The sequence below is a fragment of the Candidatus Poriferisodalis sp. genome (genome assembly GCF_965208925.1).
Lineage (GTDB): Bacteria > Actinomycetota > Acidimicrobiia > Acidimicrobiales > Poriferisodalaceae > Poriferisodalis.
This window is the reverse complement of sequence record NZ_OZ242364.1, coordinates 2,924,036-2,949,616: the sequence shown is the minus strand read 5'-3', so window position 1 is coordinate 2,949,616 and position 25,581 is coordinate 2,924,036. Positions and strand designations below refer to the sequence as shown.

Genomic DNA, 25,581 nt, shown 5'->3' with positions numbered 1-25,581 from the left:
CGCGCAGCACAGCGATGGCGACGCACTTCGGGTCGTTCCTCTTGGACTCAGTCGAGGGCGAGGTACTCGACGTGCGCCGGCACCCCGCTGATCCCGAGCAGTCGCACCTCGGGGAATCGCTGCGCCACTTCGCCGAGAACCGGGTGATGCGCCCAGCAGTCCGGCAGTCGTGGTTGCGAGACGGACCGGGAGCGGCAACCCACTTGCGTGGTCATGAGCCCTTCGTCGAGGTCAGCTGGGACCACGCATTGGACCTGGTTGCCGCCGAGCTCGACCGGGTGCGCTCCCAGCACGGCCGGTCGTCGATCTTCGGGGGCTCCTACGGCTGGGGCTCAGCGGGACGCTTCGGGCTGCCGTCCAGCCAGCAGCACCGCTTCATGCGGCTCGCCGGCGGCTGCACCGACCAGAAGGGCACCTACTCATCTGCCGCAGCCGAAGCGCTGTTTCCCTACATGGTCGGCATGGGCTACCACGCTGCGCTGGCCCGCCAGACCTCGTGGTCGGTCATCTGCGAGAGCACCGAGCTGTTCGTGTGCTTCGGCGGCATGCGCGCCACCAACAGCCACGTCACCTACGGCGGCCAGGGGCCGCATCACCACAACGATTGGCTCGGGCGGGCCCGAAAGGCTGGCGTCGAGTTCATCAACGTGGGCCCGCTGCGGGACGACTTCGATCCTGCCGTCGGGGCGCGCTGGCTGCCGATCCGCCCGGGCACCGATGTGGCGTTGATGCTGGGCATCATCCACACGCTCGTCACCGACGGCCTCGCCGACGAGGAGTTCCTGGTCACCCATTGCCACGGCTGGGCGCAGCTGCGAGCACACGTGCTCGGCGAGGGCTTCGCAGCCGCCTGCGGTGACTGGGACGGCGCAACGCCGTGGCGCGATGCCGTTGACTACGACACGCCCAAGACGGCTGAATGGGCCGCATCAGTCACCGGCATCGAGGCTGCGCGCATCAGGGCGTTGGCGCACGAGATGGCGGCCAAACGCACCCTGGTCAACCTCAGCCTGTCCACCCAGCGGGCCCACCACGGCGAGCAGCCGTACTGGATGGCGCTGGCGCTGGCGTGCGTGCTGGGCCAGGTGGGGCTGCCAGGCGGCGGTTATGCCTTCAGCTTCGGCACCCAGGGCAACACTGGCGCTGGCCAGGTGCGGGTGCGGGTGCCGGGCCTGCCGGTGCCGATGCGCCAGCCGGGACCGCCGGTGATCGCGGTCTCACGCATCACCGAGATGCTCGAAGGGCCCGGCGAGGCGTTCGATTTCGACGGGCACCGCGGCCGGTTCCCCGACATCAAGCTCGTCTACTGGTCGGGCGGCAACCCGTTCCACCACCACCAGGACCTGAACCGGCTGGTGCGCGCTTGGCAGCGCCCCGAGACGGTCGTGGTCCACGAGCCCTTCTGGTCGCCGGTGGCCCGCCGCGCCGACATCGTGCTTCCGGCAACTACACCCCTGGAACGAAACGACATCGGCGGCGCCGAGACGATGATCGTCGCGATGTCGGCGGTGGCGGAGCCCGTGGGGGAGTCCCGCGACGACTACTGGATCTTCGCCCGCCTCGCGGAGCGGCTGGGCTTCGGAGAGAAGTTCACCGAAGGCCGCACCACCGACGAGTGGCTCGAGGTGATCTACGAGATTCACCGAGCAGCGAATCCCGAGTCCCCCTCATATGACGAATTCCTTCGCAACGGCTATCTGATGGCACCGGGCATGTCGCTGATGGGGGAGCCCCGCCAGGTGTTCCTGGAGGCCTTCCGTGCCGATCCGACGGCCAAGCCGCTGCGCACGCCGAGCGGAAAGATCGAGCTGTGGAGCGAGACCATCGCCGGCTACGGCTACGACGACTGCCCGCCCCACCCCACCTGGATGGAACCCTTCGAGCGCTTGGGCGGGACAGGCAGTGACCGATTCCCGCTGCATCTGGTCTCGAACCAGCCAGCAGCGCGCCTGCACAGCCAGTACGACCACGCCGCTCCCAGCCAGGCCACCAAGGTGGCGGGCCGCGAACCGGTCCGCATGCATCCCGACACTGCGGCTGCGCGCGGCATCTCCGATGGCGACGTAGTGCGGCTGTTCAACGACCGGGGTGCCTGCCTGGCCGGCGCAGTGCTGGACGACGCCGTGATGCCCGAAGCGGTGCAGATCTCCACCGGCGCCTGGTACGACCCGGCCCCCGATGGCACCTGCCGAGCCGGCAATCCGAACACGCTGACCGCAGATGTCGGCACCTCCCGGCTGGCCCAGGGGCCTTCAGCGCACACCTGTCTCGTCGAGGTTGAACGCTTCGAGGGCGAACCGCCGCCGGTCGAGTCGTATCTGCCGCCGGAGCTGGTGTGACTGGACAACTGACAGCACTAGCGAACATCCGTGTTTAAGGAACGTATGTTTGGTACGGTGCGGCGATGGCGTGGAACCGCACCGCTGTCGCGGCCGACGTCGGGGACTTCCAGACCGATCTGTTCGCTCTAGGCACGCCCCAGCTCAGCCCAGCCGCGACGGTGGTGCGCACGAACCTCGATGAGCACAGCTGGATCGATGCGTCGTCCCGATGGCTGAGCGGCGCCGACGAGCTGCTGGCTGACTTGGCGCAGCGGCTGCGTTGGACCGCTGCACAGCGCGAGATGTACGGCCGGATGGTGGATGAACCACGGCTCGGCGCGCAGCTCAAGTGTCCTGCCTCAGGCGCACCGGCCGCGGTCAATGCGATGTCGGCAGCTCTCAGTGACCGATACGGGAAGCCGCTCAACTCGGTGTGGGTGAACTACTACCGCGACGGCCGGGACTCGGTGGCGTGGCACAGCGACCGCATCGGCATCAATCCCGACGATTCGCTGGTGGCCGTCGTCTCGCTCGGCGGACCCCGCCGTTTCCGGCTGAGGCCCAAGGGCGGGGGGCGCAGCCGTGCATTCACGCTGGCCTCAGGCGATCTGCTCGTGATGGGCGGTGCTTGCCAGCGGTCCTGGGAGCACTCAGTACCGAAGACAGCGACGGCGTCTCCGCGCATGAGCGTCACCTTCCGTCACTCCCGCGACGCCAGCCGTCGCCCGGAAAGGGGCGATCAACAGCTCAGAACTTGAGGCCGACGGCGGTGCACAGGAACCTCATGAGCGGCTGTGTCTCGCCGCACCAGGCGGCGATGAGCGACGGGAAGTCGGGCTTGAACACCGCGTCGTGGTCGAAGTCGCGTACCGCGATGAAGCTCTTGCGCTTGAGATCCTCGATCATCGGGTGGTCCGCGGACCAGTCGCGGGGCGAGCGCTTGAGCCGCTCGCCCTCCATCCGCCAGTCGCCCGACTGGCAGGCATCCCGGGCTGCGATCCACGCCTGAGGACGCTCGTCGATAGCGACGCGGTACGCGGCCAGCGCATCCCGATCCGGCATCCAGCTGCCGGCACCGAAGAAGCAGCTCTCGGTGTCGAGGTGCACGTAGTAGCCGGGAGTGTGGACGTCGCCGCCGCGCACATGCCGGAACTGGATGCCGACGTTGGTCTTGTACGGCGTCTTGTCGGCGGAGAAACGCGTGTCACGGAACACACGCATCAGCGAGCCGCCGACCTTCGTGTCGCGTGCGGTCATGTGCGGTGAGATCTCGCCCAGCAAGGCGCCCATGGCACGGATGAAGTCGAACGCAGGCTCGCGCACTTCCTCCTCGTAGCGCTCGCGGTTCTCGTTGAACCACTCCCGGTTGTTGTTCGCTTCGAGTTCTTCGAGAAACTCGAACAACTCGGGTCCGAAAATGCCCTCGTCGTCGCTCATCGGTGTCCTTTCGGCTGCGGGTGCCACCTGCCGGGTCCGCACCGTAGCGATCACCGATGCTCCTCGGCATCGAATAACGGCACACCGTGCTGGTCCGTACGCTGAGGTCATGAGCGATGACCGGTCTGCAGGCACACCGACGGCCGCAGCGGAATGGCTGGCGGGCTTCGAGGCCGTGATCGGCACCTCTGCTCCGGGACCGGAGGTGACCGAAGCGCTGCTCAACCTGGCCGGGGTGGCAGCGCACGATTCGGAACGGATCGCTGCGCCGATTGCCTGCTGGATGGCCGGTGTCGCCGGCGTCGATCCTGCTGAGGCCTTGGAGCGGGCCAAGCAGTACGCCCAGCACCGAGCGGGCTAAGCCGCATTTGGGACGGGCCGACTGAGCCCCACCCAGCAGGGGCGCACTCGATGGCCGGGCGCCCCGTCGTAGGCTGCGGACGATGAGCGATCACCAGTTCGGCTTCCGCACGCGCGCCCTGCACGCGGGCGGCCGGCCCGATCCGACGACGGGCGCTCGAGCAGTGCCCGTCTACCAGTCGACGAGCTTCGTCTTCGAGGACGCAGCGGACGCTGCCGACCTGTTCGCCCTGCAGAAGTACGGAACCATCTACACCCGCATCTCCAACCCCACCGTCAACGCCTTCGAAGAGCGGGTAGCGAGCCTGGAAGGGGCCATCGGCGCGGTTGCGGCTGCCTCAGGCATGGCGGCGGAGTTTCTCACAGCGGCTGCGCTGTGCGAAGCCGGCGACAACCTGGTCACCTCCTCGGCGCTGTACGGCGGCACCCACACCATGTTCGATGTGACTCTCGGCCGTTTCGGCGTCGAAGCCCGCTTCGTCGACGGCGACAGCGTCGATGCGTACGCCGCCGCGATCGATGACCGCACCAAGTTCTGCTACACCGAGATCGTCGGCAATCCTTCAGGGTCCATCCCCGATCTGGCCGGCATCGCCGAGGTGGCACACGCCCACGGACTGCCCCTCGTGGTCGATTCGACGTTCACCACGCCGTATCTGTGCCGGCCCATCGAGCACGGCGCGGACATCGTGATCCACTCGGCAACGAAGTTCATCGGCGGCCACGGGAACTCCATCGGCGGGGTCGTCAGCGAGTCGGGCCGCTTCGACTGGGGCAGCGGGCGCTTTCCGAACATGACCGAGCCCGTGGCCAGTTACAACGACCTGCGGTTCTGGGAAAATTTCGGCGAGTACGCGTTCTGCACCAAGCTGCGGGTGGAGCAGCTGCGAGACATCGGCGCCGCCATGTCGCCAATGAACGCCTTCCTGTTGCTGCAGGGCCTCGAGACGCTGCCCCAGCGCATGGACGAGCACGTCGCGAATGCACAGGCCGTGGCCGAGCATCTGGAAACCCACCCGGCCGTCAGCTGGATCAGCTATGCGGGCCTGGAATCCTCGCCGTACCGGGAGCTCGCACGCACGTACATGCCCCAAGGGCCCGGCGCCATCTTCACCTTCGGCGTCAAGGGCGGCCGTCAAGCCGGTGCTGACTTCATTGAGGGCCTCCAGATGATCAGCCACCTCGCCAACGTCGGCGACGCCCGCACGCTGGTCATCCATCCGGCCTCCACCACGCACCAGCAGCTCTCTGACGAGGCACTGGCTGCGGGCGGCGTGAGCGCCGACATGATCCGCCTGTCAGTCGGCCTCGAAGACCTCGACGACATTCTTTGGGACCTGGACCAAGCCCTCGCGAAGGCGGTGCCCGCATGACCATCGTTCACGAGCCCGTCGAGGGCTGGACCGAGCCGAGCGCGGCCGACCGGCTGGCCCTCATCCAACGCACCGACACCGTGGCGATGGTGGGGGTCTCGGCCAACCCGGCGCGCCCGTCCAATTTCGTCGCGACGTACCTGCTCAGCTCGAGCACCGACTTCGACGTGTACTTCGTGAATCCGGTGGCCGACGAGATCTTGGGCAAGCCCTGCTACGCGAGCCTGGCAGACCTGCCTGTCGTGCCCGACCTGGTCGACGTGTTCCGGCGCCCTGCCGATCTGCCCGGTGTCGCCGAAGAAGTCGTCGGCATCGGCGCCAAGGCCTTCTGGGTGCAGCTCGGCCTGTGGAGCGCTGACGCCGCCAAGCTGGCCAACGATGCCGGGCTCGACGTGGTGATGGACCGGTGCCTCAAGATCGAGCACGCGCGCTTCCATGGCGGCTTGCACCTCGCCGGCTTCGATACCGGCGTAGTGGACTCGCGCCGCACCGTGCGCAGCCAGTAGCAGTCGAGGAAGGCGGCATTCCGGTGCCGATGCATACCTTCAAGCGAGCGCCCGGTCGCTGGCGGCGGCGCTGGCTCATTCGACTCGCTGTCGGAGTCGTGGCGGGCTCGCTGCTGCTGGCTGGCTGCTCGCCCGGCGCGACTGACGAACCGGCAGCCGTCCAGGACGACACTTCCAGCGCCGATGGAGATGATTCGCAGGCGGCGTCGCGGACAACCTCGGTTGCTCAGCGCGACGATGCCTCAGCGGGTGCGGGCAGTGATGCCGGCACCGCACCGACGGAACCGGTCGAGCTGACGTTCGAGGGCAGCGTTGCCGCACCGGAATTCCCGGCCGGATACGACTGGTTCAACGTCAGCCGACCGCTGTCGATGAGCGGCGACCTGCGCGGCAAGATCGTGCTGCTCGACTTCTGGACCCAAGGCTGCATCAACTGCATCCACATCATCCCCGATCTCCACCGGCTGGAAGCCGAGTATCCGGACGAGGTCATCGTGATCGCTGTGCACTGGGCGAAGTTCCCCAGCGAGCGCACCTCGGAAGCGGTGCGGGAGGCCTCTATCCGGTACGGCCGGCAGCACCCCGTCGTCAACGACTCGGCGGATTTGCTTGCCCGTGCCTACGGTGTGCGGGCCTGGCCCACCGTGGTGGCCATCGACCCGCTGGGTCGGGTGCTGGGTCCCATCGCAGGCGAGGGCGTGTACGAACGGCTGCAGCCCGCCATCGAGATCATGGCCACCGAGTACGGCCACAACGGGCTCATCGACCCGACGCCGCTGGGCGAGCTGCTCGAGATAGCGCCCGCGCTGCCGACCGTGCTCAGTTTCCCCGGCAAGGTGCTTGCTGACGAGGCGGGCGACCGCCTGTTCATCGCCGACACGGGACGTCACCGGATTCTCGTTGCGACGCTCGACGGCGAGCTGATCGAGGTGATCGGCACCGGCGCAGAAGGGCGTGCCGACGGCGGGTTCGGCGAGGCCACGTTCAGGCGCCCGCAGGGCATGGCGCTGCACCACGACGGGCACACGCTGTACATCGCCGACCGGGAGAATCACCTGATCCGTGCAGCCGACCTCCGCACTCGTGAGGTCACGACGATTGCGGGCACGGGCGAGCCGGTCACGGTGTTCGCTCCGGGCCCCGCCGAGCAGACGGCGATCGCATCGCCGTGGGATCTGCACATCGAGGGCGATCTGCTGTACGTCGCCGGCGCCGGACGGCACCAGCTCTGGCTGATGAATCTGACCAGCGGCGTCATGGATTTCTTCGCGGGCACGGGTGCCGAGGGTCTCGATGACGGCCACCGCCTCGAGGCCACCCTGTCGCAGCCTTCCGGGCTCGCCGCCGACGGCAACGTGCTCTACTTCACCGACCCCGAAGCCAGCGCCGTTCGACAGGTCTCGTTCGGCCTCGACGGGCAGCTCGACACGCTGGTGGGCAAGCATCTGTTCGTGTGGGGCGACGAGCTTGGAAGCTTCGAGGAGACGCTGCTGCAGCACGCCGTCGGCATCGAGCACGTCGGCCGGGGCGACGGCCGAGGCGTGCTGTACATCGCAGACACCTACAACCACAAGATCAAGCTGCTCGATCTCGACGGCATGACCTCGTCGCTGATTGCCGGCGACGGCGTTGCCGGACTTCGCGACGGCTCCGGTGCCGACGCACGACTGGCCGAGCCGAGCGGGCTGAGCGCCACGTCGGACACGCTGTACGTGGCGGACACGAACAATCACCGCATCCGGACGCTCGACTTGGCCACCGGCGAGCTGTCCACGCTGGCGCTGTCGAATCTGGAGATCGCCACCGTGACGATGGCCGGCGTGATCGAAGACGACGTGGTGCTGTTGCCCCAGCGGGTGGCGCCCGGACCGGTCGAGATCGTGCTGGGCCTGCAGGTGCCCGAGGGCTACAAGTTCAACACCGACGGCCTGTTCGAGTTCGAGTGGTCTGCCGAAGGTGACGTGCTGCGCCCGGAGGGACCGGCCCGCTACGAAGCCCGTGGCCCTGAGATGCCGCTGCGGCTGGCCGGAACCGTCAGCGCAGACGGCGGGACAGCGGTGCTGACCGCCACCGCGGTGGTGTTCTACTGCCCGGCCGTGGACGAGACGTTCTGCCTCATCCGGGACGTGGATTTCACTGCCCCGATCGAAGTGGATCCTGCGGGTGCAAGCAGCATCCAGCTGCCGCATCAATTGCTGTCTGCCGAGGAGCTGGACCAACGCCTGGGAACGGGTTGACGACCGGCGGCACCAACTCGTCTGAACTGTCGCGCACCTCGCGGCTGCATGGGCGATCACGAAGCCGACGGGTCACCTCGGCGATGCTGGCACTGCTCATCGCAGCCGGCTGGTTCGTTGCACCGCCGGATGTCGCTGCCCAGGCATCGAGCGAACCGGAGACCCCACCGCTCGTCACCGTGGCACCAGACGGGGAGTCGGGAGCAGCTGAGGCGGAGCCATCCCTGCCCCGGATGGTGGCGGTACTGCGCGGTCCGGGTGGGATCGGCTATTGGGTGATCGGCGCCGACGGCACCATCGAACCGGTCGGCACCTCGATCCTGCCGATCGTGGGCGACCCGGCCCAACTGCACACGCAAGTTGTCGGCGCCCGCCTCGGGGCACCCGGGGCACTCGGTGTCTGGCTGCAACTCGCCGACAACTCGGAGGTAGCCATCGGCGATCCAGGGCCGACGGTCTTGACAGGAGAGGAGCGGCCCCTGGGCTGGCTCTCGGGTGTCGGCGTTCGTCAACTGCTCTCCGGTGCGTGGTGGACCGACGTCGATCGGTGGTGTACCAGCGAACTGTCGTTGCCGGTGCGGATCGGGCAGACGATCATGACGGCATTGGGCGAGCGCTCGCTCGGATTCGCCGTCGAGGAGGCACGTGACCGCCGGATCGCCGGCGTCCTGGTGCAAGGGCCGGTTACCGAGCATGTCTGGCGTCGCATCGCCGAGCTGCAGGATTTTGCGGGTCGTGTCCCGTTGATCTTCGCTGTCGACGAGGAAGGCGGTCGGGTGCAGCGGCTCGCCGCGGTGGTGGGGCAGTTGCCCTCGGCAGCAGCGCAGACCGCCAGATCGCCCGCTGATGTGGCTGAGGCGGCCGCGGATCACGCCCGCAAGATGTACCAACTCGGATTCACCATGAACTTCGCGCCAGTCATCGATGTCGGTGCAGGTGAAGGCATCGGGGATCGATCATTCGGCGACGATCCAGCCACGGTCACCGAGTACGGCATGGCGACAGTCGAGGGATTGAGTGCCGGCGGGATTGTGCCCGTGGTGAAACACTTCCCCGGCCACGGCGCAGCCACTGCAGACACCCACGACCAACTGGCCTCCACGGCGCCGCTGGATGAACTGCGCCGACGCGATCTGATTCCCTTCGCCGCTGTGGTCGGGGCCACTGACGCCGCGGTCATGGTGGGGCATCTGCAGGTCCCTGGCTTGACCGGCGGGATGCCGGCCTCGCTGTCATCTGCTGCGATCGACGGCGTGCTGAGGAACGAACTCGGCCACTCGGGACTGATCGTGACCGATTCGTTGGTGATGGGCGCGATACGCAGCCAGTGGTCCGTGAGCGAAGCGGCACTGCTGGCAGTGGGCGCAGGCGCGGATCTTGCGCTCGTCGGCGGCCTGGAGGATGCTGCCGCAGCTTTTGCTGAGATCGAGACTGCGGTGGCCGAGGGGCGGTTGAGCTCGGAGCGCTTGGACGACGCGGCGACCAACGTGCTCCGAGCCAAGGGCGTCTACGCATGCACGCTCGTCGGCCGCGACGGCCTGGGCCGCCCAGTGCTGTACGACCCGACCCTGGTCGGCCGCTAGGGCAGCGTCACGGTTACTTCGGGTTCGGGCGGCGGGGGACCGGTGCGGAAGTTCCGCACCACCTGGCTCCACGTCAGCTGCCACTCCTTCCAGTGGGCACCGACATAGGCAGGATCGGGCCGGTACGGGTGCACTGTCACCCCGAATTCGTTCCACTCGGGCGTGCTGACGATGTCGTTGCGGGCCGGTCGCGAACCGAAGCGGTCGCCGACGCCGAACTGGAACAGGGGCTCACCCATGGCGTCGATGAGCCGTCCACCGAGAGAAGCGTTCTGCGCGCCCGCCACCACTCCCGCATAGAACCCGATCCGGACACAGTCATCGGTCACCACTGCGATGTCCAGTGACGGCGGCAACCCCGGTTGGTACTGGGCGTACACCGACGGCAGTCCAGTCGTGCCCCAGGTCATCGGCAGGCGTCCGCGCAGCGATTCGAGTGTCACAGGATCAGGCTCGTCCTGACTGATCGGTCGCTCAGCGGGCGGCTCCCCGCCCGCGAAACGCTCGAACGTAGCGAGCTCCCAACTGGGGGCGAGTTCGACGCCCCACCTCAGCATCTGGTCGAGCACCTGGGGCCACGGCGTCGTTTCGGTGTCATCGCGTTCGGGATGCAGCCGCTCGAGTGCCACCAGCAGGTACACACCCATCCTGCTGGTCGCGGCATCCGGGATCACGGCGGTGCCCCCATGCGCCGGGTCCCAGAGCGCAGCGACACCGCTTGGCACCGGCGGCGGCAGGAGCTCGGCGTCCGGCAGCTCATCGATGCGCCGTTCGGGCACCACGTAGAACGACGGCAGGTAGTTCAAGCAGGCGTCGATGTAGCTGATGGGCGTCATCGCATGGTCGTCCACCGCCAGATCGGCAACCAGCGGACCGGGCGCAAGCGGTACGTACGGCCGGGTGAGCCCACTGTCGATGACGTGTTGAAGGTCCAATGTGTCGACGCCGACAACCACGTCTGCGACCGGATGGGCTCGACTGCGCTCAAGCAGATCGATCACGTCGTCGGGCGTGTCTTCCCGGAACACCACGATCTCGATGCCGGTCTCGGTGGTGAAGGCTTCGAGTGCGTCGGCGGGCAGGTGAAAATCGCGATGGGTCAGGATGCGCACTGCTGCGGATCCCTGGCCAGTCTCGGCGCACCCAGCGGTCACGAAGGCGGCTGCGCACGCGACAGCGGCAAGTGCCCGGGCATGCCATACGCGCCGGCGCGCCCCCTCAAGGCAGCGGTGTGCCATGAGTTTGTATCGCCAACACCGTGCCGGCTTGGACCCTGACGTGGGCCTCGGGCTCGATGAGTTCGTTGCTCAAGCCGAGCGACGCGGCACTGGCCAGTGGTGTCGTTGCTGACAGGTTCCATCGCAGCCCGCGCGTGTGCATACTCGCAGCGCCGCCCACCGCCAGCAGCGTCAGCAGATTCCCGTCGTCGACGGGCAGGCGCATGTCCATGCCAGCGGTTGCCGCCCGTACGACGCTCGCACCGATGTAGGCAGTAAGCGGCAGTGCGGCGTACCGGGGCCTTGCCAGCATCGTCACCGAGGTCATCATGTGGTCGAGCCTGCCGCCGCCACCGCCGGCCAGCGCGATCTCGGCAGGGTCCAGCCCCCAGGCAAAGCTCAACGCCAAGTCCAGGTCGCTGTGCGCCTTGTGCCGGTCGTGTCGCCGGACCACCAGATCAGGCCACTGCTCTCGGGTCGTCTGGAGCATCGCGGGGTCAACGGAGTCGAAGTCGCCGACGACGACGTGAGGTCGCAGTCCCAGCCGCAGCGTGTGCGCCAGGCCACGGTCCACGGCGATGACGCATGAGGGCTCGCCTGGCGGCAGCCGGTGCGGTACATGAGGACCCCCATCGATGATCCAGACGCAGTGAGCATCCAGGTGCCCCTCGCCGGATACGCCGCCGTCCACAACACCAGTGTGACCCCAAGCTGCAAGGTTCAGATGTCATAGCGGCGGAGGCGGCAGGGGAACTCTGCGAGGTTGGAACCTGCTGGATTCCCGGAGCAGAGGGCCCCTGCCGCCTCCGCCGCGGGCGCACATTGGCGCACGGCTGTGCCCGGTACCTTGCAGTTCAACGTGGACCTCGCCCGCCGGCTCGCCCGGCTGCCCCTGCTGGCCGTGATGATCGCGGTCTGCGCAGCCGTCGTGACGATCGGTGCCCGCGCCTCGGCGCCGCACGCCGCGCGCACGCTGGATGCTGTTGAACGCGACCGAGACCACATCACCATCGACCTGCGTCCCGGTGCCCAGCGAACCCAGGTCTTCGACTCCGACGGCAACCCGATCGGCATCCTGGTGAACGACGTGGACCGCGAGATCATCACGCTGGACCAGGTGCCCGACGACGTGATTGCGACGATCGTGGCGGTGGAGGACAGCAAGTTCTGGCTCCACAACGGTGTCGACCTGCGGGCGACAACACGAGCCCTGGTCTCGAACGTGTCGGCTGGCGGCATTGCGTCGGGCGGCTCCACGATCACGCAGCAGATTGTCAAGCTGCGTGTGGTGGGCAGCGAGCGCAGCTTCAATCGCAAGATCCGCGAGGCGGTCATCGCCGCCCGACTCGAGGAGGACTTCACCAAGGAGGAGATCCTCGAGTTCTACGTGAATGAGGTGTATCTCGGGAACGGGGCGTACGGCCTGCAGGCCGGGGCCGAGACGTACTTCGGCAAGGACGTCTCAGCGCTCGACGTCGGCGACGCGGCCTTCCTCGCGAGCCTGATTCGCAGTCCCGGCTTGTTCGACGGGTTCGATCAGAACATCGACACGATGACGCGCCGCCGGAGCAGGTCGCTCCAGCAGGCAGTCGACGCGGGGATCATCACCGAGGCCCAGCGGGACGCGTTCGAGCGGCGACCGCTACCGAGCCGGAATCTGTCGCCGCGCCGCACCGACGTTGCTCTCCGGCGTGATTACTTTCTGGTCGAGGTGCGGCGGTCGCTGCTGGCAAACCCAGCGCTCGGGGATACGTACCAAGCTCGGTTCAGCCAGGTGTTCGGCGGCGGCCTGCGGGTCTGGACAACGCTGCGTCCCGAGCTGCAGCGGGCCATGCGCACTTCGGTGGCAGAAGTGCTGCCGGAAGGCACGGGCCCCTTCGAGGTGTCCATCGTCAGCGTGGATCCGACGACCGGAGCAGTGCATGCGTTCATCGGCGGCCCCGCTTTCAGCGATTCCGAGTTCAATCTCGCTACCCAGGGACGGCGTCAGCCAGGGTCATCGTTCAAGACGTATGTGCTCGCTGCGGCGATCGAGCGCGCCGGTCTGTACCCGTTCGACACCATCAGCGGACAGGGCCCGTGCGTATTTCCCAATCCGCCCCTTGACGACTACGAGGTGAGCAACTTTGCGAATAGCCCGGGTCGGGTGGCCACACTGGAGAAACAGGCCACTGCCAGCTCGAACTGCGCATTTGTGAGATTGGGCTTGATCACCGGTCTGGACGAGGTGGTCGGGATGGCGAACCGGCTGGTCGGTCGATCCGACGCAGACAGCTACCTGCCCTACCCGTCCATCTCGCTGGGGGCTCAGGAGATCACCCCGCTGGAGCAGGCCGTCGCGTACGGCACGTTCGCGAACGGCGGCGTTCGGATGGAGCCGTTCTATGTGACCCGCATCGAGAACAGCTTCGGCGAGGTGCTCTACGAGCACGTCCCGCGTGGGCGTCGAGTCGTGTCGTCGACGACGGCCGATTGGGTGACATCAGTGCTGGAAGAGAACGTGCGATCGGGAACCGGCACGCGATCGGCGCTCGAGAGCGGTCAGGTCTCGGCGGGCAAGACCGGAACGACCCAGTCATTCCACGACGCTTGGTTCGTGGGCTTCACACCTCACATGTCGACCGCCGTCTGGATGGGGCATCCAGACGAGCAAGTGCCGATGGGCGAGATTCAGGAACGGCGGGCCACTGGCGGCTGGATCCCGGCGCGCATCTGGTCGGCTTACATGGGGCGGGCGCTGGAGGACACGCAATTGCGAGGGTTCGCGCCCGCGCCGCCGCCGCCACGGGCCAGCCAGTACCTGTTCCTGTCGGGGGACACCTGCTCGATCGCCGTTGCCGTGTCGCCGTCGGAGCCCCCGCTGGAGTTCGACCTGCCATGCAGCATGGTCCGTCCGACCGATGACAACGAGTTCGAGCCTCTGCCCGATGCGCTGTGCAAGGTCGCCGTTCCCGAAGCCCATGGCGAGTCCCGGTTCGAATGGCTCCGCTGCACCCAGATCGCCACCGAACTCGGGGCGCGGGCGACCGAACCCGTGGGCGATACTGACGGGTCAGTCGCGCCGGGCGCCAGAGATGAGACCGGGGTGGCCAGCACCGAAGAGGACCAGAATTGAGCGGATCGAACGTGAACCAGCTCGAAGCTCTTGCTCAGATCGGCGACCTCGACATACGACTCGATCAGATCTCCCATCACGTCACGAACCTGCCCGAACGCGAGATCCGGGCCGGTATCGAGGCCGAACTTGGCGTGCTGGCATCCGAAGCGAAGGTGCTCGACGCGCAGATCGCAGATCTGGAACGCCAGCAGCGTCGTCATGAAGACGAGGTCGCGCGCATCGAGGCCAAGCGCGCGCACAACTCCGAGCGGCTGTACGACAGCCACCTGACCTCGCCCAAGGAAGCCGAAGCGCTCACGGCCGAGGCAGATGCTCTCGGGCGGCACCAAACCGAGATCGAGGATCAGATCCTCGAGCTGATGGAGGAGCTTGAACCGCTCCATGAGGCTCGGGCCAACCTCGGACGACGCGGTTCGGCGGCCACGGAGCGCATGGCTGCCGTCGACGCCGCCATCGGCACGGCCGAGGGCGAAGCAGGCAAGGAGCGCGACGAAGTGCTTGACCAGCGAGCGGTGCTCGTGAACTCAGCCGATCCCGCGCTCATGTCGGTGTATGAGGAGCGTCGGGCCGCCGCTCGAGGTGCCCCAGTCCTCGGCCGGCTCGTCGGCACCACGTGCAGCGCGTGCCATCTCGAGGTTCCTTCGGTCGACTACGAGCGCATCACCCAGCTTGCACCTGACGAGCTCGCCGAGTGTCCCCAATGCGGGGCACTGCTCGTCCGCTGAGCCGTTGGATCCGCCGGTGCGCTGGCGAGAGGCTCCAGGCTGATGCTGTTGTGGTTTGTTGCGACCTCGCTGGTGGCCATGCGTTGGTGCTTCGGAGACCCAGCGATCGACCACCGCCTCATCGTGGCGGGAGCGCTCCTGCCCGACGTGTTGCACGCTGCGACCGGCGGGGCACCCCTCGCTCACTCGCTGGCGCTGCCGGTGTGCGGCCTCGTTGCCGTGATGCTGCTGACCGTCGGGCGCCGGCGCGCGCGGCGCAGGTGGCTGGCGTTGCCGATCGGCGTCTTCTGGCACCAAGTGTTCGATGGTGCTTGGATCCAGCCGGCGTTGTTCTGGTGGCCCGTCGGAGGCGATGCCGCCGGCGCCACACTGCCGCTGGCTGCCCGGAGCATCTGGTTGATCCTCGTCATGGAGCTGGCAGGTCTGCTTGGCTGCTGGTGGATCTGGTGTTCGTCCGGCATGGCGCACAATTCGCAGGCCCGAGCCGATTTCTGGCGAACTGGACGGCTGGCGTACGGTGCGGGTCCGCAGTACCGGCGAGAAGGCGGTTGATGATGGCTCGCCTGGCCATAGGGCGCCCATGCTGATCCTCGTGCGCCACGGGCCCCCATGCTGATCCTCGTGCGCCACGGGCGCCCATGTTGATCCTCGTGCGCCACGGGCGCACGAGTGCCAACGCGGCGGGCCTGTTGCAGGGACGTGTCGACAATGAGCTCGACGAAGTGGGAGTACGGCAAGCGAGTCAGATTGCTGCAGCACTGTCCCGGACCGATCAGCCACCGGATCGGATCATCTCTTCGCCGCTGCTGCGAGCACGCCAGACGGCGCAGGCCACCGCCGAGCTGACGGGCCTGGAGATCGCCATAGACGAACGCTGGTCAGAGCTGGACTACGGCGAATGGGACGGGATACCGATCTCGGAAGTACGAGCCTCTGACTGGCAGCGCTGGCGGGCCGACATCGGCTTCGCACCGCCTGGTGGCGAATCGCTGGCGCAGCTCAATGACCGAGTCGATGCAGCCTGCAATGAGCTGGCTGCGCTAGCCGCTGGCCGGAACGTCGCCGTCTTCACCCACGTTTCGCCGATCAAGTCAGCAGTCAGATGGGCGCTGGGAACCTCCGACGAGATCTCGTGGCATCTGCACGTCTCACAGGCACAGATCACCACCATTGGATTCCGGGGACCGATGCCGAGATTGAGCGTCTTCAATGACACGTCCCACCTCGGCACCTGAGACAGAAAGTCGATAGCAGCGGAGGCGGCGGGGCGGTGAGCCGGCCTGTAGGCGGGATTCTGTCCGTCGGCTGCTGCCGTCGGGGTGGCCATCCATCTGAGCGGCCTACCCGGGATCATCGGACGGGCCGCCCGATCCCTGCTTGGCCTTGCTCCGGGAGGGGTTTGCCGATCCGCCGGAGTCACCCCCAGCGATGGTGCGCTCTTACCGCACCGTTTCACCCTTGCCTGTGGCCGGGCACCGGGCCCAGCCCATCGGCGGTCTGCTCTCTGCTGCACTTTCCGTCGCCTCGCGGCGCCTGGTTGCCAGCCAGCTCCCTGCCCTGTGGAGTCCCGACCTTCCTCGAACTGCGCCTTTCGTACGGCTCCGCACGCTGCGGACCGCCGAAGCAGCTCAATCCGCGGCCACCCGGCCGACTCACCGCAGGCTCGAATGCTATCTCTGCCTCTTGTGACGCGGCTCTCGAGCATCCAGCAGCGACCGCCGTCGGCGCTGGGTCATGCCGGCCAGGATGCCGCCCAACGTGGCCAGCGACGCTGCCAGCAGCATCACGAGAGGAAGGCCGAGTGGTGCCGCCGCGTCGCCGGCACCGAATCTGCGGATCAACTGCACCGCTACGGCGAGGACCATCACCGGGCCGGAGCTGAGGACCGCAGCCAACAGCTGGTGCCCAGTTGCCCGGGCCGCGGCAACGGCGCCTCCTGCGATCATTCCTGCGAACAGCAGGCCGTTGACTGCGTACGCCGCCGCAGTTCGCTCTGCCACCCAGCTCCCGGCCAGAACGCCCACCACCAGCGCAGTTCCGGTGGACACGAGGGCACCGCTGATGACTGCACGCCGCTCGACGGTTCGACCGAAGACTTGCAACAGGCTGCGCATCACGCTCCATACTGAACGCTCAATAAGGTCTTGACAAACAGCAGCGCATCGGCAAGATTGCGCGTCAGATGCCTCCTGTCACAGCACCGGCACCGTCCTCTGCGCAAACCGCGAGCTCACGTTCGGCGGCAGCTGACCCCATCCGGGTCATCGTGGACCAGCACGGTGGTCTCTCCACAGACTTGCTCGCCTGGCAGCGTCACGCGGCCTGCCGGGGCCTCGAAGCCGAGATCTTCTACCCGCCCGACAGCGACGACGCCGGCGGTGACGAGGCCGCATTCGAGGCGAAGGCGGTCTGCGCGGCTTGTGCCGTATCGGGTGAATGCCTGGAGTACGCCATCGCAGTGCGGGAGAAGGAAGGCGTCTGGGGTGGGCAGACCGCGGCCGAGCGTGTGCGGATCATCCGGCGCCGGCGCCGCGCCGCTGCACGCGCCCGCAACGCGCAGGCGGCTGCCGCATCGAACTGATGGCCGACTCGACCTGATGGGACAGCCAGACCCTGACGAGGCTCACCCCCTCGAGCACTACGGCGGTTGGAAGTCTGTCCTCACGGATCTGGTCGCCGGCATCGACTTGAGTCCCGAAGTGGCCCGGGCGGCGCTGGGCAGCATCCTCAGCGAGCGCGCAACTGACGCGCAGCTGGCTGGTTTCATCATCGCCCTGGGCATGAAGGGCGGTTCGGTCCCTGAGCTCACGGGCCTCGTGGATGCCATGCACGATGCAGCGGTCCCCCTGAAGGCTCCCGATGACGCAATCGACATCGTGGGCAGCGGCGGGGCGCCGGTCCGGCAGAGGCACGCACTCAGCGTGTCCACCATGGCAGCCTTCGTGGCCGCGGCGGCCGGTGCCGTGATCTGCAAGCACGGATCCGTCGCAGCCACTTCGTCGTCGGGTTCGTTCGACACCCTCGGAGCGCTCGGCCTGGTGATCGACCTCGATGGACCGGACGTGGAACGGTGCATCTCCGAAATCGGCCTGGGATTCGCCTTCGCCAAGAAATTCCATCCGGCGATGCGCTTTGCGGGACCGGTGCGCAGCGAACTCGGCGTGCCCACGACGTTCAATTTTCTCGGGCCGCTGTCCAACCCGGCGCGCGTGAGGCGGCAGGTGCTGGGTGTGAGCGATCCAGTCATGGCGCCACGTGTCGCCGGTGTGCTCGCGGCCCGCGGCTCGGAACGATCGCTGGTCGTGCACGGTGCCGACCGGCTGGACGAGATCACCTTGACCGATCTCACGCGCATCTACGAAGTGCGCGATGGCGAGATCGCGAACGAATACCAGTTCGATCCCACATCGATCGGGCTGGAGCGCGTCAATCGAGCGGAGCTCTGGGGAGGAAGCCCGCAACGGAACGCGGAGATCCTGCACGCGATCGTCTCCGGTGACGAGACGGGGCCCCGAGCCCAGATCGTGGAGCTCAATGCCGGTGCCGGATTGGTTGTCGCTGGGCTGGCGGAGAACTTCGCCGAGGGATTCGAGATGGCGCGTGACGCGGTGGCTGACGGGCGTGCCGCGGCAAAGCTGGAAGCGGCCGTGAAGCTCACGAATGAGCTGGCCGCCAGTTCAGCTTCTTGACGTGGTCGTCGGACTCTCCTTGCCATTCGGCGTCGGCGACATCGTCCGTTTGGCGAACACCTCCGATGACCGCCGCGCCTCGCTGGTGGGCACGACCGGCACCGTCGTTGGAGTGCGTCCGGGGGATCGGCGGGTGATGGCGATTGTGGCCTTCGACGAGGGGCCGGCCGAGACCGTCCTGGTGTATGGGATCGACGAAGCCGAGATTGTCGAGCGCTACCGCCACGGTGTGTGAGCCCGCTGCGGAGGCGGCATGACCCTCTGCTCCCGCGATCCAGCAGGTCGCAACGTCGCAGAGTTTCCTGCCGCCTCCGCAGCTGTGTCGCTTGCGCCCTTGCGCCTAGGTACGGCTGGTGAGTCGGCGCAGGAGACCTTTTCGTCGTTCGCTGTCGCGGGCGGGGATCTCGACTGTTGCCAGGGCGGCGGCTAGGTCGGCTCCGCTTGCGAAGCGGTCGCCGGGGGCCTTCGCCATTGCGGTCAGGATGATCTCGGAGAGCTCGGCAGACACGCCTCGCTCTGCCGGGTCTGGCGGCGGCGTGCGGACGTGTGCATGCAGCAGGTCGTTCCGTTCGCCGTAGAAGGGCGCTGAGCCCACGGCGAGCACGTACAGCGTCGACCCCAGACCGTAGATATCGGTGCGAGCATCCACCGGCTGCGCCAGGGCCTGTTCGGGCGACAGGTACATAGGCGATCCGTAGACACGACCCGGTGGAGACGGCGGCCCATCGAGGTCGTGCGCCAGGCCGAAGTCGAAGAGCACCGCCCGATCGCTGCCGTCAGGTTGAGCATCGAGCATGATGTTCGACGGCTTGACGTCGCGATGGACGATTCGGTGCTCGTGCACGTGGTCGAGCCCTGCGCAGATCTGCTGGACAATCGCAATGCTCTCGACGAGGCTCGGCGGGTGGCGGCTGCCGCACCGGTCAGCCAAGGTCTCGCCCTCCACGATCTCCATCTCCATGAAGTGGGCCCCGCCGATGACGCCCGCCCCGTGGACGGCAAGGACATTCGGATGGCTCAGCCGCGCCATCAGCTCGTATTCCTGCTCGAACAGCGAGCGGATCTCCGCGCGTGCTTCAGCGAACGGCGTCAGCACTTTGAGTCCGACTTCGTCGCCCCTCAGCGTCGTTGCCCGGTAGCAATGCGCCACGGTGCCGCGGCCCAACACACCGGTGATCTTGTACGGGCCGTATTGGCGGCCAACCCAGACGTCAATTTGGTCTTCGTACATTGCACCGGCCGCGGCTCGAGCGCCGCTCCCAGCATAAAACGACGCGAGAACAAGTGAGCCTCACTGTCACGGCACACTTGGGCGATGACTGCGGGGGCAAACCGGTTGCTGCTTGCCCAGATCCAGCACGCTGCCACGAGCGCCGGCCTCGATGCCGTCGGCGTGACCGACACCGCGCCGTTCAGCCAAGCGCGACGAGCCATCGACGAGCGCAAGGCGGCTGGACTGCACGCCGGCATGTGGTTCACCTATGGGCGGCCCGAGCGCTCGACGACTCCCGCGAACATCCTGACCGGCGCCCGCAGCATCGTCGTGTGCGCTCGCAACTATGCATCGCCAGATTCCTTCACGCCTGAGCGGCCGGCGACCGATGGGCGCGGCAGGGGAACCGTTGCGGCCTATGTGGCGAGCGATGCCTACGGGGCGCTGCGGGCCGGCCTCGAGCGAGTCTGCGAGGTCCTGCAGCGCCATGGCTACGACGCCGTAGCTGTCTGCGATGACAATCGCCTGGTGGATCGAGCTGCTGCGGCCCGCGCCGGACTGGGATGGCTGGGTCACAACACCATGCTCCTGTCACAAGAACTCGGCTCGTGGACCGTGCTGGGTTCGGTGGTCACCACCGCCGAGCTGCCGCTCTCAGACGAGGTCCAGCCCGATGGCTGCGGGACCTGCCGCCGCTGCCAGACGGCCTGCCCGACAGGTGCGCTGGACACAGCGGGTGTGCTTGACGCGAACCGGTGCTTGGCATGGCTGGTCCAGGCGCCGGGAATCTTCCCGCCCGAACATCGCGTCGCCCTCGGCGATCGTCTGTACGGCTGTGACGACTGCCAGACCGTCTGCCCTTTCAACGGCAGCGCAGCCGCATCGGCGCGCGATCAGCCTGTCGAGCTCGGCCCGCGCAGCGAACGGGCCACCCGTGGAAACACTGTTGACCTCGTCGAATTGCTCCAGATGACCGACGACGATCTCATGGCCGCCTTCGGACATTGGTACATCCCCAGGCGACGCCCCGAGTACCTGCGACGCAATGCTCTCGTCGTGCTCGCCAACGTGGGCGATCCTCGCTCGCCCGCCGTCGACGAGGCGTTGCGCAGGTCGCTCTCGTCATCGTCCGACGTGGTCGCAGCGCATGCTGTGTGGGCGGCGCGCCGGCTGGGACGGGACGAACTGGTCGCCGAGGCGCGATCCGCCGGGCTCGGCAATCAGGACCCGGACGGTTTGGTGGCGGCTGAACTCGCCAGACCGGTGCCGTTGCGGCACCCAGCCGGCTGATGCGCCGTCACCTCTTGGTCACCAACGACTTTCCGCCGAAGGTCGGCGGCATCCAGAGCTACCTGTGGGAGCTATGGCGCCGCCTGCCGCCGGAGTCCACGACGGTGCTCACGACACCCCACCGCGGCGGCGCCCCCTTCGACTCGGTACAGCCCATGCGGATCGTGAGAACCCGGGACCGTGTGCTGCTGCCGCATACGGGCTTGGCGAGACGGATCCGTGCCCTGGCCGACGAAGTAGGCGCTGAGATTGTGCTGCTCGACCCGGCACTGCCGCTTGGCGCACTGGGACCATGGCTTGGCATGCCCTACGGCGTGGTGCTCCACGGCGCAGAGGTGACGGTGCCGGCACGATTGCCCGGCCTGTCCGCCGTTCTGTCACGGGTGCTTCGAGATGCCTCGATGGTGATCTCCGCGGGCGGGTACGCAGCCAGCGAAGCGGAGCGATGCGCATCCCGTGAGCTGCCCGTCATCGAGGTGCCCCCTGGGGTTGATACCGACAGGTTTGTGCCTCTCGCTGCCGAGGACCGGTTGCGTACTCGCCGCAGGTTCGGCCTGGCGCCCGGACCGCTGGTGGTTTGCCTGAGCAGGTTGGTCCCGCGCAAGGGTTTCGATGCAGTCATCGGCGCCGTATCGCGCCTCCGGTCAACCCATCCTGAATTGCAGCTGGCGATTGCAGGCGCCGGGCGGGACCGGCGGCGACTGGAACGGCTTGCGGGGCGCCTGGGCGTCCCGGTTGTCTTCGCGGGCCGCATCGGCGGCGACGACGTACCGCTGTTCATCGCCATGGGTGACGTCTTCGCAGCGCCGTGCCGCAGCAGGTGGGCGGGACTCGAGCAAGAGGGATTCGGCATCGTGTTCGTCGAGGCCGCTGCATGCGGCGTGCCTGCGGTCGCGGGCCGATCAGGTGGCAGCCATGAAGCGGTAGCCCATGGCCGGACCGGGCTCGTAGTGGAACGGCCCGCGGACGCGCACGATGTCGCCGCCGCCATCGGCGAACTGCTGTCCTCAGAACGCAAACGGGCAGCCATGGGCGCTGCGGCGCGCCGAGAGACAGAACTGCGCTTCTCCTACGATGCGCTGGCGGCCAGGCTTGAAGCGGCTCTGTCCTGATGGCGGATGCTCGCGGCGGGCGCAGCGGATGTCAGAACCGTGAAGATGCGGCGAATATGAGCCACTGGCGGCTTCGATCCTGAGACAATGGAAACAGCCGACACGGGACGTGGAACGCAGCCATGATCGACGAGATGACGATGACCACGGTCGTGACTGCGTCGCCTGAAGACTGCTACGCACTGATCTCCGACATCGAGCAGTACCCCGAGTGGGCAACCGATGTTTCCTCGGCGACGGTGATCGAGAGCGATCCGGACGGGCGGGCCGCCCAGGCCTCGTTCCGTGTCGAGGCACTGGGACGGTCCGCGAGATACACGCTTGCCTACGACCACGGCGGAGCACCCCATCGGCTCTCGTGGAAGCTCGTCGACGGAGACGTCGTCAAGCAGCTCGACGGCAGGTACGAGTTCAACCCGGCAACCGAGCCTGGCCGCACCGAGGTGCTCTACCAGCTCGCCTTGGAACTGGCAGTGCCGCTGCCGGGATTCGTCAAGCGCCGCGCGGAACGGCGCATCGCTCATACGGCACTGGCCGACTTCGCGGCGCGTCTCGAGTCGGGTCCCGCGAGCTAGGGCGCCGAGGGTCGCTGCCAGCGCCATGGAATTCCGCCGGATCGGTGGCCTGCCGCCGTACGTATTCACCATCATCGACACGCTGAAGATCGAGCGCCGGCGCGCCGGCGCTGACGTCATCGACCTGGGCTTCGGCAATCCCGACCTGCCGTCGCCCGAGCGCGCCGTGAAGAAGCTGGCGGAGGCTGCGCTCAACGCCCGCAACCACCGGTATTCAGCCAGTCGGGGCATCCCGAAACTGCGCGCCGCGGTGGGAGACCTGTACCGGCGCAAGTGGAACGTCGAACTCGATCCTGATACCGAGATCATCAACACCATCGGAGCGAAGGAGGGCTTCTCGCACCTGATGTGGACCTTGCTGGCACCCGGAGACGCCTGTCTGGTGCCGGCTCCCTCCTACCCGATTCACATCTTCGGCCCGCTCTTCACAGGCGCGAGCGTGCGAGAGGTGCCGCTCGACGTCGGCGAGACGTTCTTCGAGCGACTGGTGGAGCGCTTCGAATACTCCTGGCCGCGACCGCGGGTGATCGTGCTGTCGTTCCCGCACAATCCCACTACCGCCTGCGTGGATCTGGGATTCATGCAGCGCATCGTGGATTTCGCGCGTGAACGCGAGGTTCTGCTCGTTCACGATTTCGCCTACGCGGACCTGGGCTTCGACGGCTACGAACCGCCGTCGATCCTGCAGGCGGAGGGCGCGAAGGACGTGGCCGTCGAGTTCTACAGCCTCACAAAGTCGTTCTCGATGGCGGGTTGGCGGGTTGCGTTCTGCGTCGGCAACGCCGAGGTGATCGCCGCACTTGCCAAGCTCAAGAGTTATCTCGACTACGGCACGTTCCAGCCGATTCAGATCGCTGCGACGGTGGTCATGAATGAAGATCAGGATTATCCCCGCGAGGTACGCGAGACCTACCGCAACCGGCGAGATGTGTTGGTGCGCGGGCTGGGCCGCATCGGCTGGGAGCTCGCACCGCCGAAGGGGACCATGTTCGCCTGGGCCAAGATCCCCGAGCCGTACCGGCACATGGGGTCGGTCGACTTCTGCAAGCTGCTCGTGTCCGAGGCGAACGTCGCGCTCTCCCCGGGCGTCGGTTTCGGCCCGGGCGGCGAGGGCCACGTGCGCTTCGCGCTCGTCGAGAACGAGCATCGGATTCGCCAGGCCATCAGCCAACTGCGCGGTGCACTGGATCAACTGACCCCGCCGGGTTGACCCCGCTGCGGGGACGGCAGTGCCCTCTGCTCCGGGAATCCAGCAGGTTCCAACCTCGCAGAGTTCCCTGCCGTCCCCGCAGCTACGTCGGGTTGCTGTCAGCCCTCAGTCGGGGGACCAGTGCAGTGTCCGGTCGAGGGCGTGGCGCCACAGCTTGTGAAGCCGGTCGGCGCCGGGCCGGTCGGCTGAGGGCTCGAATCGGCGGTCGAGTCGCCACACCGACGCCGCTTCGGCGGGCGACGACCACACGCCCTCGGCCAGTCCCGCCAGCATGGCAGCCCCCAAGGCGGTGGTTTCGGTCACGATCGGCCGGCTCACCGGCGCGCCCAGCTGGTCGGCCTGGATGCTGCACAGCAGGTTGTTCACGGCTGCTCCGCCGTCGATCCTGAGTTCGGCGATCTGGCGCCCCGCAGATGCACTCATCGTCTCGACGACGTCGCGGGTCTGCAATGCCATGGACTCGATGGTGGCCCGCGCGATATGCGCCGGTGCGGTCGCGAACGTGAGACCCATGATCGCTCCCCGTGCCGTCGGATCCCACCAGGGGCTGCCCAGACCGGCGAACGCCGGCACAACGACGACGCCGGCACTGTCGGGCACGCTTCTGGCCAGCATCTCGATCGCATTGGCGTCCGTGGCCCCGGCCAGAACGTCGGTGAACCAGCCCACGGCGGAACCCGTCGCAAAGATGGAGCCCTCCAGCGCGAACGTAGGTCCAGAGCCGAGATCCCAGGCCACGGTGGTGAGCAGCCCGTCGACGGGCTCGGGGCACCTGCCCCCGACATTCATCAAGACGAACGAACCTGTTCCGTACGTGTTCTTGGCCATGCCGACGTCGTGGCAGCCCTGGCCGAAGAGCGCTGCCTGCTGGTCGCCCGCTACACCGCTGACAGCGATGCCCGGCCCCAGGGCGGTGGTGTCCGCAGTGACACAGAACCGCCCTGCTGATGGATGTATCTCGGCCAGCGCATGCATCGGCACAGACAGCAGGTCGCACATCGGCGCCGACCAGGCGCCGTCGTTGATGTCGTAGAGGAGTGTGCGCGAGGCATTCGTGGGGTCAGTGACGAATGCGGAGCTGCCGCTGAGTCTCCACATCAGCCAGCTGTCGACGGTGCCAAGAGCCAGATCTGCACTTGCCGAAACGCCGCCATCACGCAAGAGCCACTCGGCCTTCGTACCGCTGAAGTAAGGGCTGAGCACGAGGCCGGTTCGACGCCGGACCTCGGGCAGATATCCGGCAGACTCCAGTTCCACGCAGCGCGACGCCGTGCGTACGTCCTGCCAGACGAGTGCACGTGCCAGCGGCTGCGATGAGCGCCGATCCCACGCAACGACGGTTTCACGCTGGTTGGTGATGCCGATCGCCGCCACCGCGGGCATCTGCCCGCCGTCGAGTGCCCGGAGACTCGCACAGAGCTCATCGAGGGTGGCGACCGTTGCGTCCCAGATGTCGTTCGGGTCGTGCTCGACCAAGCCGGGACCTGGAAAGTGCTGAGGGAACGACCGGTATGCGTACGCCACCTCACTGCCGGTCTCATCCACCGCCATCGAACGCACGCCGGTGGTGCCTGCATCGATCGCTACCAGAAGCGCCATGGAGCCTCCCGTGTCA

24 protein-coding genes and 1 other RNA gene are annotated in these 25,581 nt (G+C 67.3%); 18 read left to right on the top strand and 7 right to left on the bottom strand.

Annotation, left to right across the window (positions count from 1 at the left end):
• The first annotated feature begins 14 nt into the window (after nt 1-14).
• Both ACOGI5_RS12980 and ACOGI5_RS12975 read left to right on the top strand, forming a co-directional pair.
• Nucleotides 15-2,339: a molybdopterin-dependent oxidoreductase gene (locus tag ACOGI5_RS12980; protein ID WP_419864829.1), complete on the top strand. Its 2,325-nt coding sequence runs from the start codon at nt 15-17 to the stop codon at nt 2,337-2,339.
• 65 nt (nt 2,340-2,404) lie between these two features.
• Nucleotides 2,405-3,079 carry an alpha-ketoglutarate-dependent dioxygenase AlkB gene (locus tag ACOGI5_RS12975; RefSeq protein WP_419864828.1) on the top strand — a complete coding sequence of 225 codons (675 nt, stop codon included), beginning with the start codon at nt 2,405-2,407 and terminating at the stop codon, nt 3,077-3,079.
• Here ACOGI5_RS12975 and ACOGI5_RS12970 read toward each other — a convergent pair.
• Entirely contained in the window at nt 3,069-3,758 is a 690-nt protein-coding gene (locus tag ACOGI5_RS12970; protein WP_419864827.1) for a DUF2461 domain-containing protein, read from the bottom strand. The genes ACOGI5_RS12975 and ACOGI5_RS12970 overlap by 11 nt on opposite strands.
• Before the next feature lie 109 nt (nt 3,759-3,867).
• On the opposite strand from ACOGI5_RS12970, the gene ACOGI5_RS12965 reads away from it, so the two are divergent.
• The 5 genes from ACOGI5_RS12965 (at nt 3,868) to ACOGI5_RS12945 (ending at nt 9,817) form a co-directional block, all read left to right on the top strand.
• On the top strand, nt 3,868-4,119 hold the full coding sequence (locus ACOGI5_RS12965) for a DUF6457 domain-containing protein (protein ID WP_419864826.1): 252 nt from the start codon (nt 3,868-3,870) through the stop codon (nt 4,117-4,119).
• Nucleotides 4,120-4,201: 82 nt separating this feature from the next.
• Entirely contained in the window at nt 4,202-5,491 is a 1,290-nt protein-coding gene (locus tag ACOGI5_RS12960; protein ID WP_419864825.1) for an O-acetylhomoserine aminocarboxypropyltransferase/cysteine synthase family protein, read from the top strand.
• Nucleotides 5,488-5,997, top strand: a complete 510-nt coding sequence (locus tag ACOGI5_RS12955) for a CoA-binding protein (protein WP_419864824.1) — start codon at nt 5,488-5,490, stop codon at nt 5,995-5,997. The genes ACOGI5_RS12960 and ACOGI5_RS12955 overlap by 4 nt, the downstream gene beginning before the upstream one ends.
• A gap of 29 nt (nt 5,998-6,026) precedes the next feature.
• Nucleotides 6,027-8,234: a thioredoxin-like domain-containing protein gene (locus ACOGI5_RS12950; protein ID WP_419865487.1), complete on the top strand. Its 2,208-nt coding sequence runs from the start codon at nt 6,027-6,029 to the stop codon at nt 8,232-8,234.
• Between the two features lie 83 nt (nt 8,235-8,317).
• Nucleotides 8,318-9,817, top strand: a complete 1,500-nt coding sequence (locus ACOGI5_RS12945) for a glycoside hydrolase family 3 N-terminal domain-containing protein (RefSeq protein WP_419864823.1) — start codon at nt 8,318-8,320, stop codon at nt 9,815-9,817.
• Here the strand turns inward: ACOGI5_RS12945 and ACOGI5_RS12940 are convergent.
• On the bottom strand, nt 9,814-10,971 hold the full coding sequence (locus tag ACOGI5_RS12940; RefSeq protein ID WP_419864822.1) for a hypothetical protein: 1,158 nt from the start codon (nt 10,969-10,971) through the stop codon (nt 9,814-9,816). The two genes, ACOGI5_RS12945 and ACOGI5_RS12940, sit on opposite strands and share 4 nt — an antisense overlap.
• A gap of 64 nt (nt 10,972-11,035) precedes the next feature.
• On the bottom strand, nt 11,036-11,725 hold the full coding sequence (locus tag ACOGI5_RS12935; protein ID WP_419864821.1) for a thiamine diphosphokinase: 690 nt from the start codon (nt 11,723-11,725) through the stop codon (nt 11,036-11,038).
• A gap of 144 nt (nt 11,726-11,869) precedes the next feature.
• On the opposite strand from ACOGI5_RS12935, the gene ACOGI5_RS12930 reads away from it, so the two are divergent.
• The 4 genes from ACOGI5_RS12930 (at nt 11,870) to ACOGI5_RS12915 (ending at nt 16,112) form a co-directional block, all read left to right on the top strand.
• Complete coding sequence (locus ACOGI5_RS12930; protein ID WP_419864820.1) at nt 11,870-14,149, top strand: transglycosylase domain-containing protein; 2,280 nt, start codon at nt 11,870-11,872, stop codon at nt 14,147-14,149.
• Complete coding sequence (locus ACOGI5_RS12925) at nt 14,146-14,877, top strand: zinc ribbon domain-containing protein (protein ID WP_419864819.1); 732 nt, start codon at nt 14,146-14,148, stop codon at nt 14,875-14,877. The genes ACOGI5_RS12930 and ACOGI5_RS12925 overlap by 4 nt, the downstream gene beginning before the upstream one ends.
• Before the next feature lie 42 nt (nt 14,878-14,919).
• Nucleotides 14,920-15,429 carry a hypothetical protein gene (locus ACOGI5_RS12920; protein WP_419864818.1) on the top strand — a complete coding sequence of 170 codons (510 nt, stop codon included), beginning with the start codon at nt 14,920-14,922 and terminating at the stop codon, nt 15,427-15,429.
• A gap of 86 nt (nt 15,430-15,515) precedes the next feature.
• On the top strand, nt 15,516-16,112 hold the full coding sequence (locus ACOGI5_RS12915; RefSeq protein WP_419864817.1) for a histidine phosphatase family protein: 597 nt from the start codon (nt 15,516-15,518) through the stop codon (nt 16,110-16,112).
• A gap of 32 nt (nt 16,113-16,144) precedes the next feature.
• Here ACOGI5_RS12915 and rnpB read toward each other — a convergent pair.
• Nucleotides 16,145-16,532, bottom strand: an RNA gene (gene rnpB, locus ACOGI5_RS12910) — RNase P RNA component class A.
• Nucleotides 16,533-16,547: 15 nt separating this feature from the next.
• Nucleotides 16,548-16,991 (bottom strand): hypothetical protein, encoded by a 444-nt coding sequence (locus ACOGI5_RS12905; RefSeq protein ID WP_419864816.1) that lies wholly within the window; start codon nt 16,989-16,991, stop codon nt 16,548-16,550.
• A 152-nt stretch (nt 16,992-17,143) separates the two neighbouring features.
• Between ACOGI5_RS12905 and ACOGI5_RS12900 the strand changes: the two genes are divergently transcribed.
• From ACOGI5_RS12900 to ACOGI5_RS12890, 3 genes are read left to right on the top strand one after another with little or no spacing between them, the layout of a single operon-like run.
• Nucleotides 17,144-17,458, top strand: coding sequence for a WhiB family transcriptional regulator (locus ACOGI5_RS12900; protein ID WP_419864815.1), 315 nt, complete (start codon nt 17,144-17,146; stop codon nt 17,456-17,458).
• Nucleotides 17,459-17,474: 16 nt separating this feature from the next.
• Nucleotides 17,475-18,566 carry an anthranilate phosphoribosyltransferase gene (trpD, locus tag ACOGI5_RS12895; RefSeq protein WP_419864814.1) on the top strand — a complete coding sequence of 364 codons (1,092 nt, stop codon included), beginning with the start codon at nt 17,475-17,477 and terminating at the stop codon, nt 18,564-18,566.
• Between the two features lies 1 nt (nt 18,567).
• Nucleotides 18,568-18,801, top strand: a complete 234-nt coding sequence (locus tag ACOGI5_RS12890; RefSeq protein WP_419864813.1) for a hypothetical protein — start codon at nt 18,568-18,570, stop codon at nt 18,799-18,801.
• A 105-nt stretch (nt 18,802-18,906) separates the two neighbouring features.
• Here the strand turns inward: ACOGI5_RS12890 and ACOGI5_RS12885 are convergent, their stop codons facing one another.
• Complete coding sequence (locus tag ACOGI5_RS12885) at nt 18,907-19,797, bottom strand: serine/threonine-protein kinase (RefSeq protein WP_419864812.1); 891 nt, start codon at nt 19,795-19,797, stop codon at nt 18,907-18,909.
• A gap of 84 nt (nt 19,798-19,881) precedes the next feature.
• Between ACOGI5_RS12885 and queG the strand changes: the two genes are divergently transcribed.
• The 4 genes from queG to ACOGI5_RS12865 all read left to right on the top strand — a co-directional run bounded on the left by queG (nt 19,882) and on the right by ACOGI5_RS12865 (nt 23,966).
• On the top strand, nt 19,882-21,069 hold the full coding sequence (gene queG, locus ACOGI5_RS12880; RefSeq protein WP_419864811.1) for a tRNA epoxyqueuosine(34) reductase QueG: 1,188 nt from the start codon (nt 19,882-19,884) through the stop codon (nt 21,067-21,069).
• Nucleotides 21,069-22,181 (top strand): glycosyltransferase family 4 protein, encoded by a 1,113-nt coding sequence (locus ACOGI5_RS12875; RefSeq protein WP_419864810.1) that lies wholly within the window; start codon nt 21,069-21,071, stop codon nt 22,179-22,181. Before queG ends, ACOGI5_RS12875 begins: the two co-directional genes overlap by 1 nt.
• 122 nt (nt 22,182-22,303) lie before the next feature.
• Complete coding sequence (locus ACOGI5_RS12870) at nt 22,304-22,756, top strand: SRPBCC family protein (RefSeq protein ID WP_419864809.1); 453 nt, start codon at nt 22,304-22,306, stop codon at nt 22,754-22,756.
• Between the two features lie 25 nt (nt 22,757-22,781).
• Nucleotides 22,782-23,966, top strand: a complete 1,185-nt coding sequence (locus tag ACOGI5_RS12865; RefSeq protein WP_419864808.1) for an aminotransferase class I/II-fold pyridoxal phosphate-dependent enzyme — start codon at nt 22,782-22,784, stop codon at nt 23,964-23,966.
• Between the two features lie 105 nt (nt 23,967-24,071).
• On the opposite strand, the gene ACOGI5_RS12860 is transcribed toward ACOGI5_RS12865, so the two are convergent.
• On the bottom strand, nt 24,072-25,565 hold the full coding sequence (locus ACOGI5_RS12860) for an FGGY family carbohydrate kinase (protein WP_419864807.1): 1,494 nt from the start codon (nt 25,563-25,565) through the stop codon (nt 24,072-24,074).
• Between the last annotated feature and the right edge of the window lie 16 nt (nt 25,566-25,581).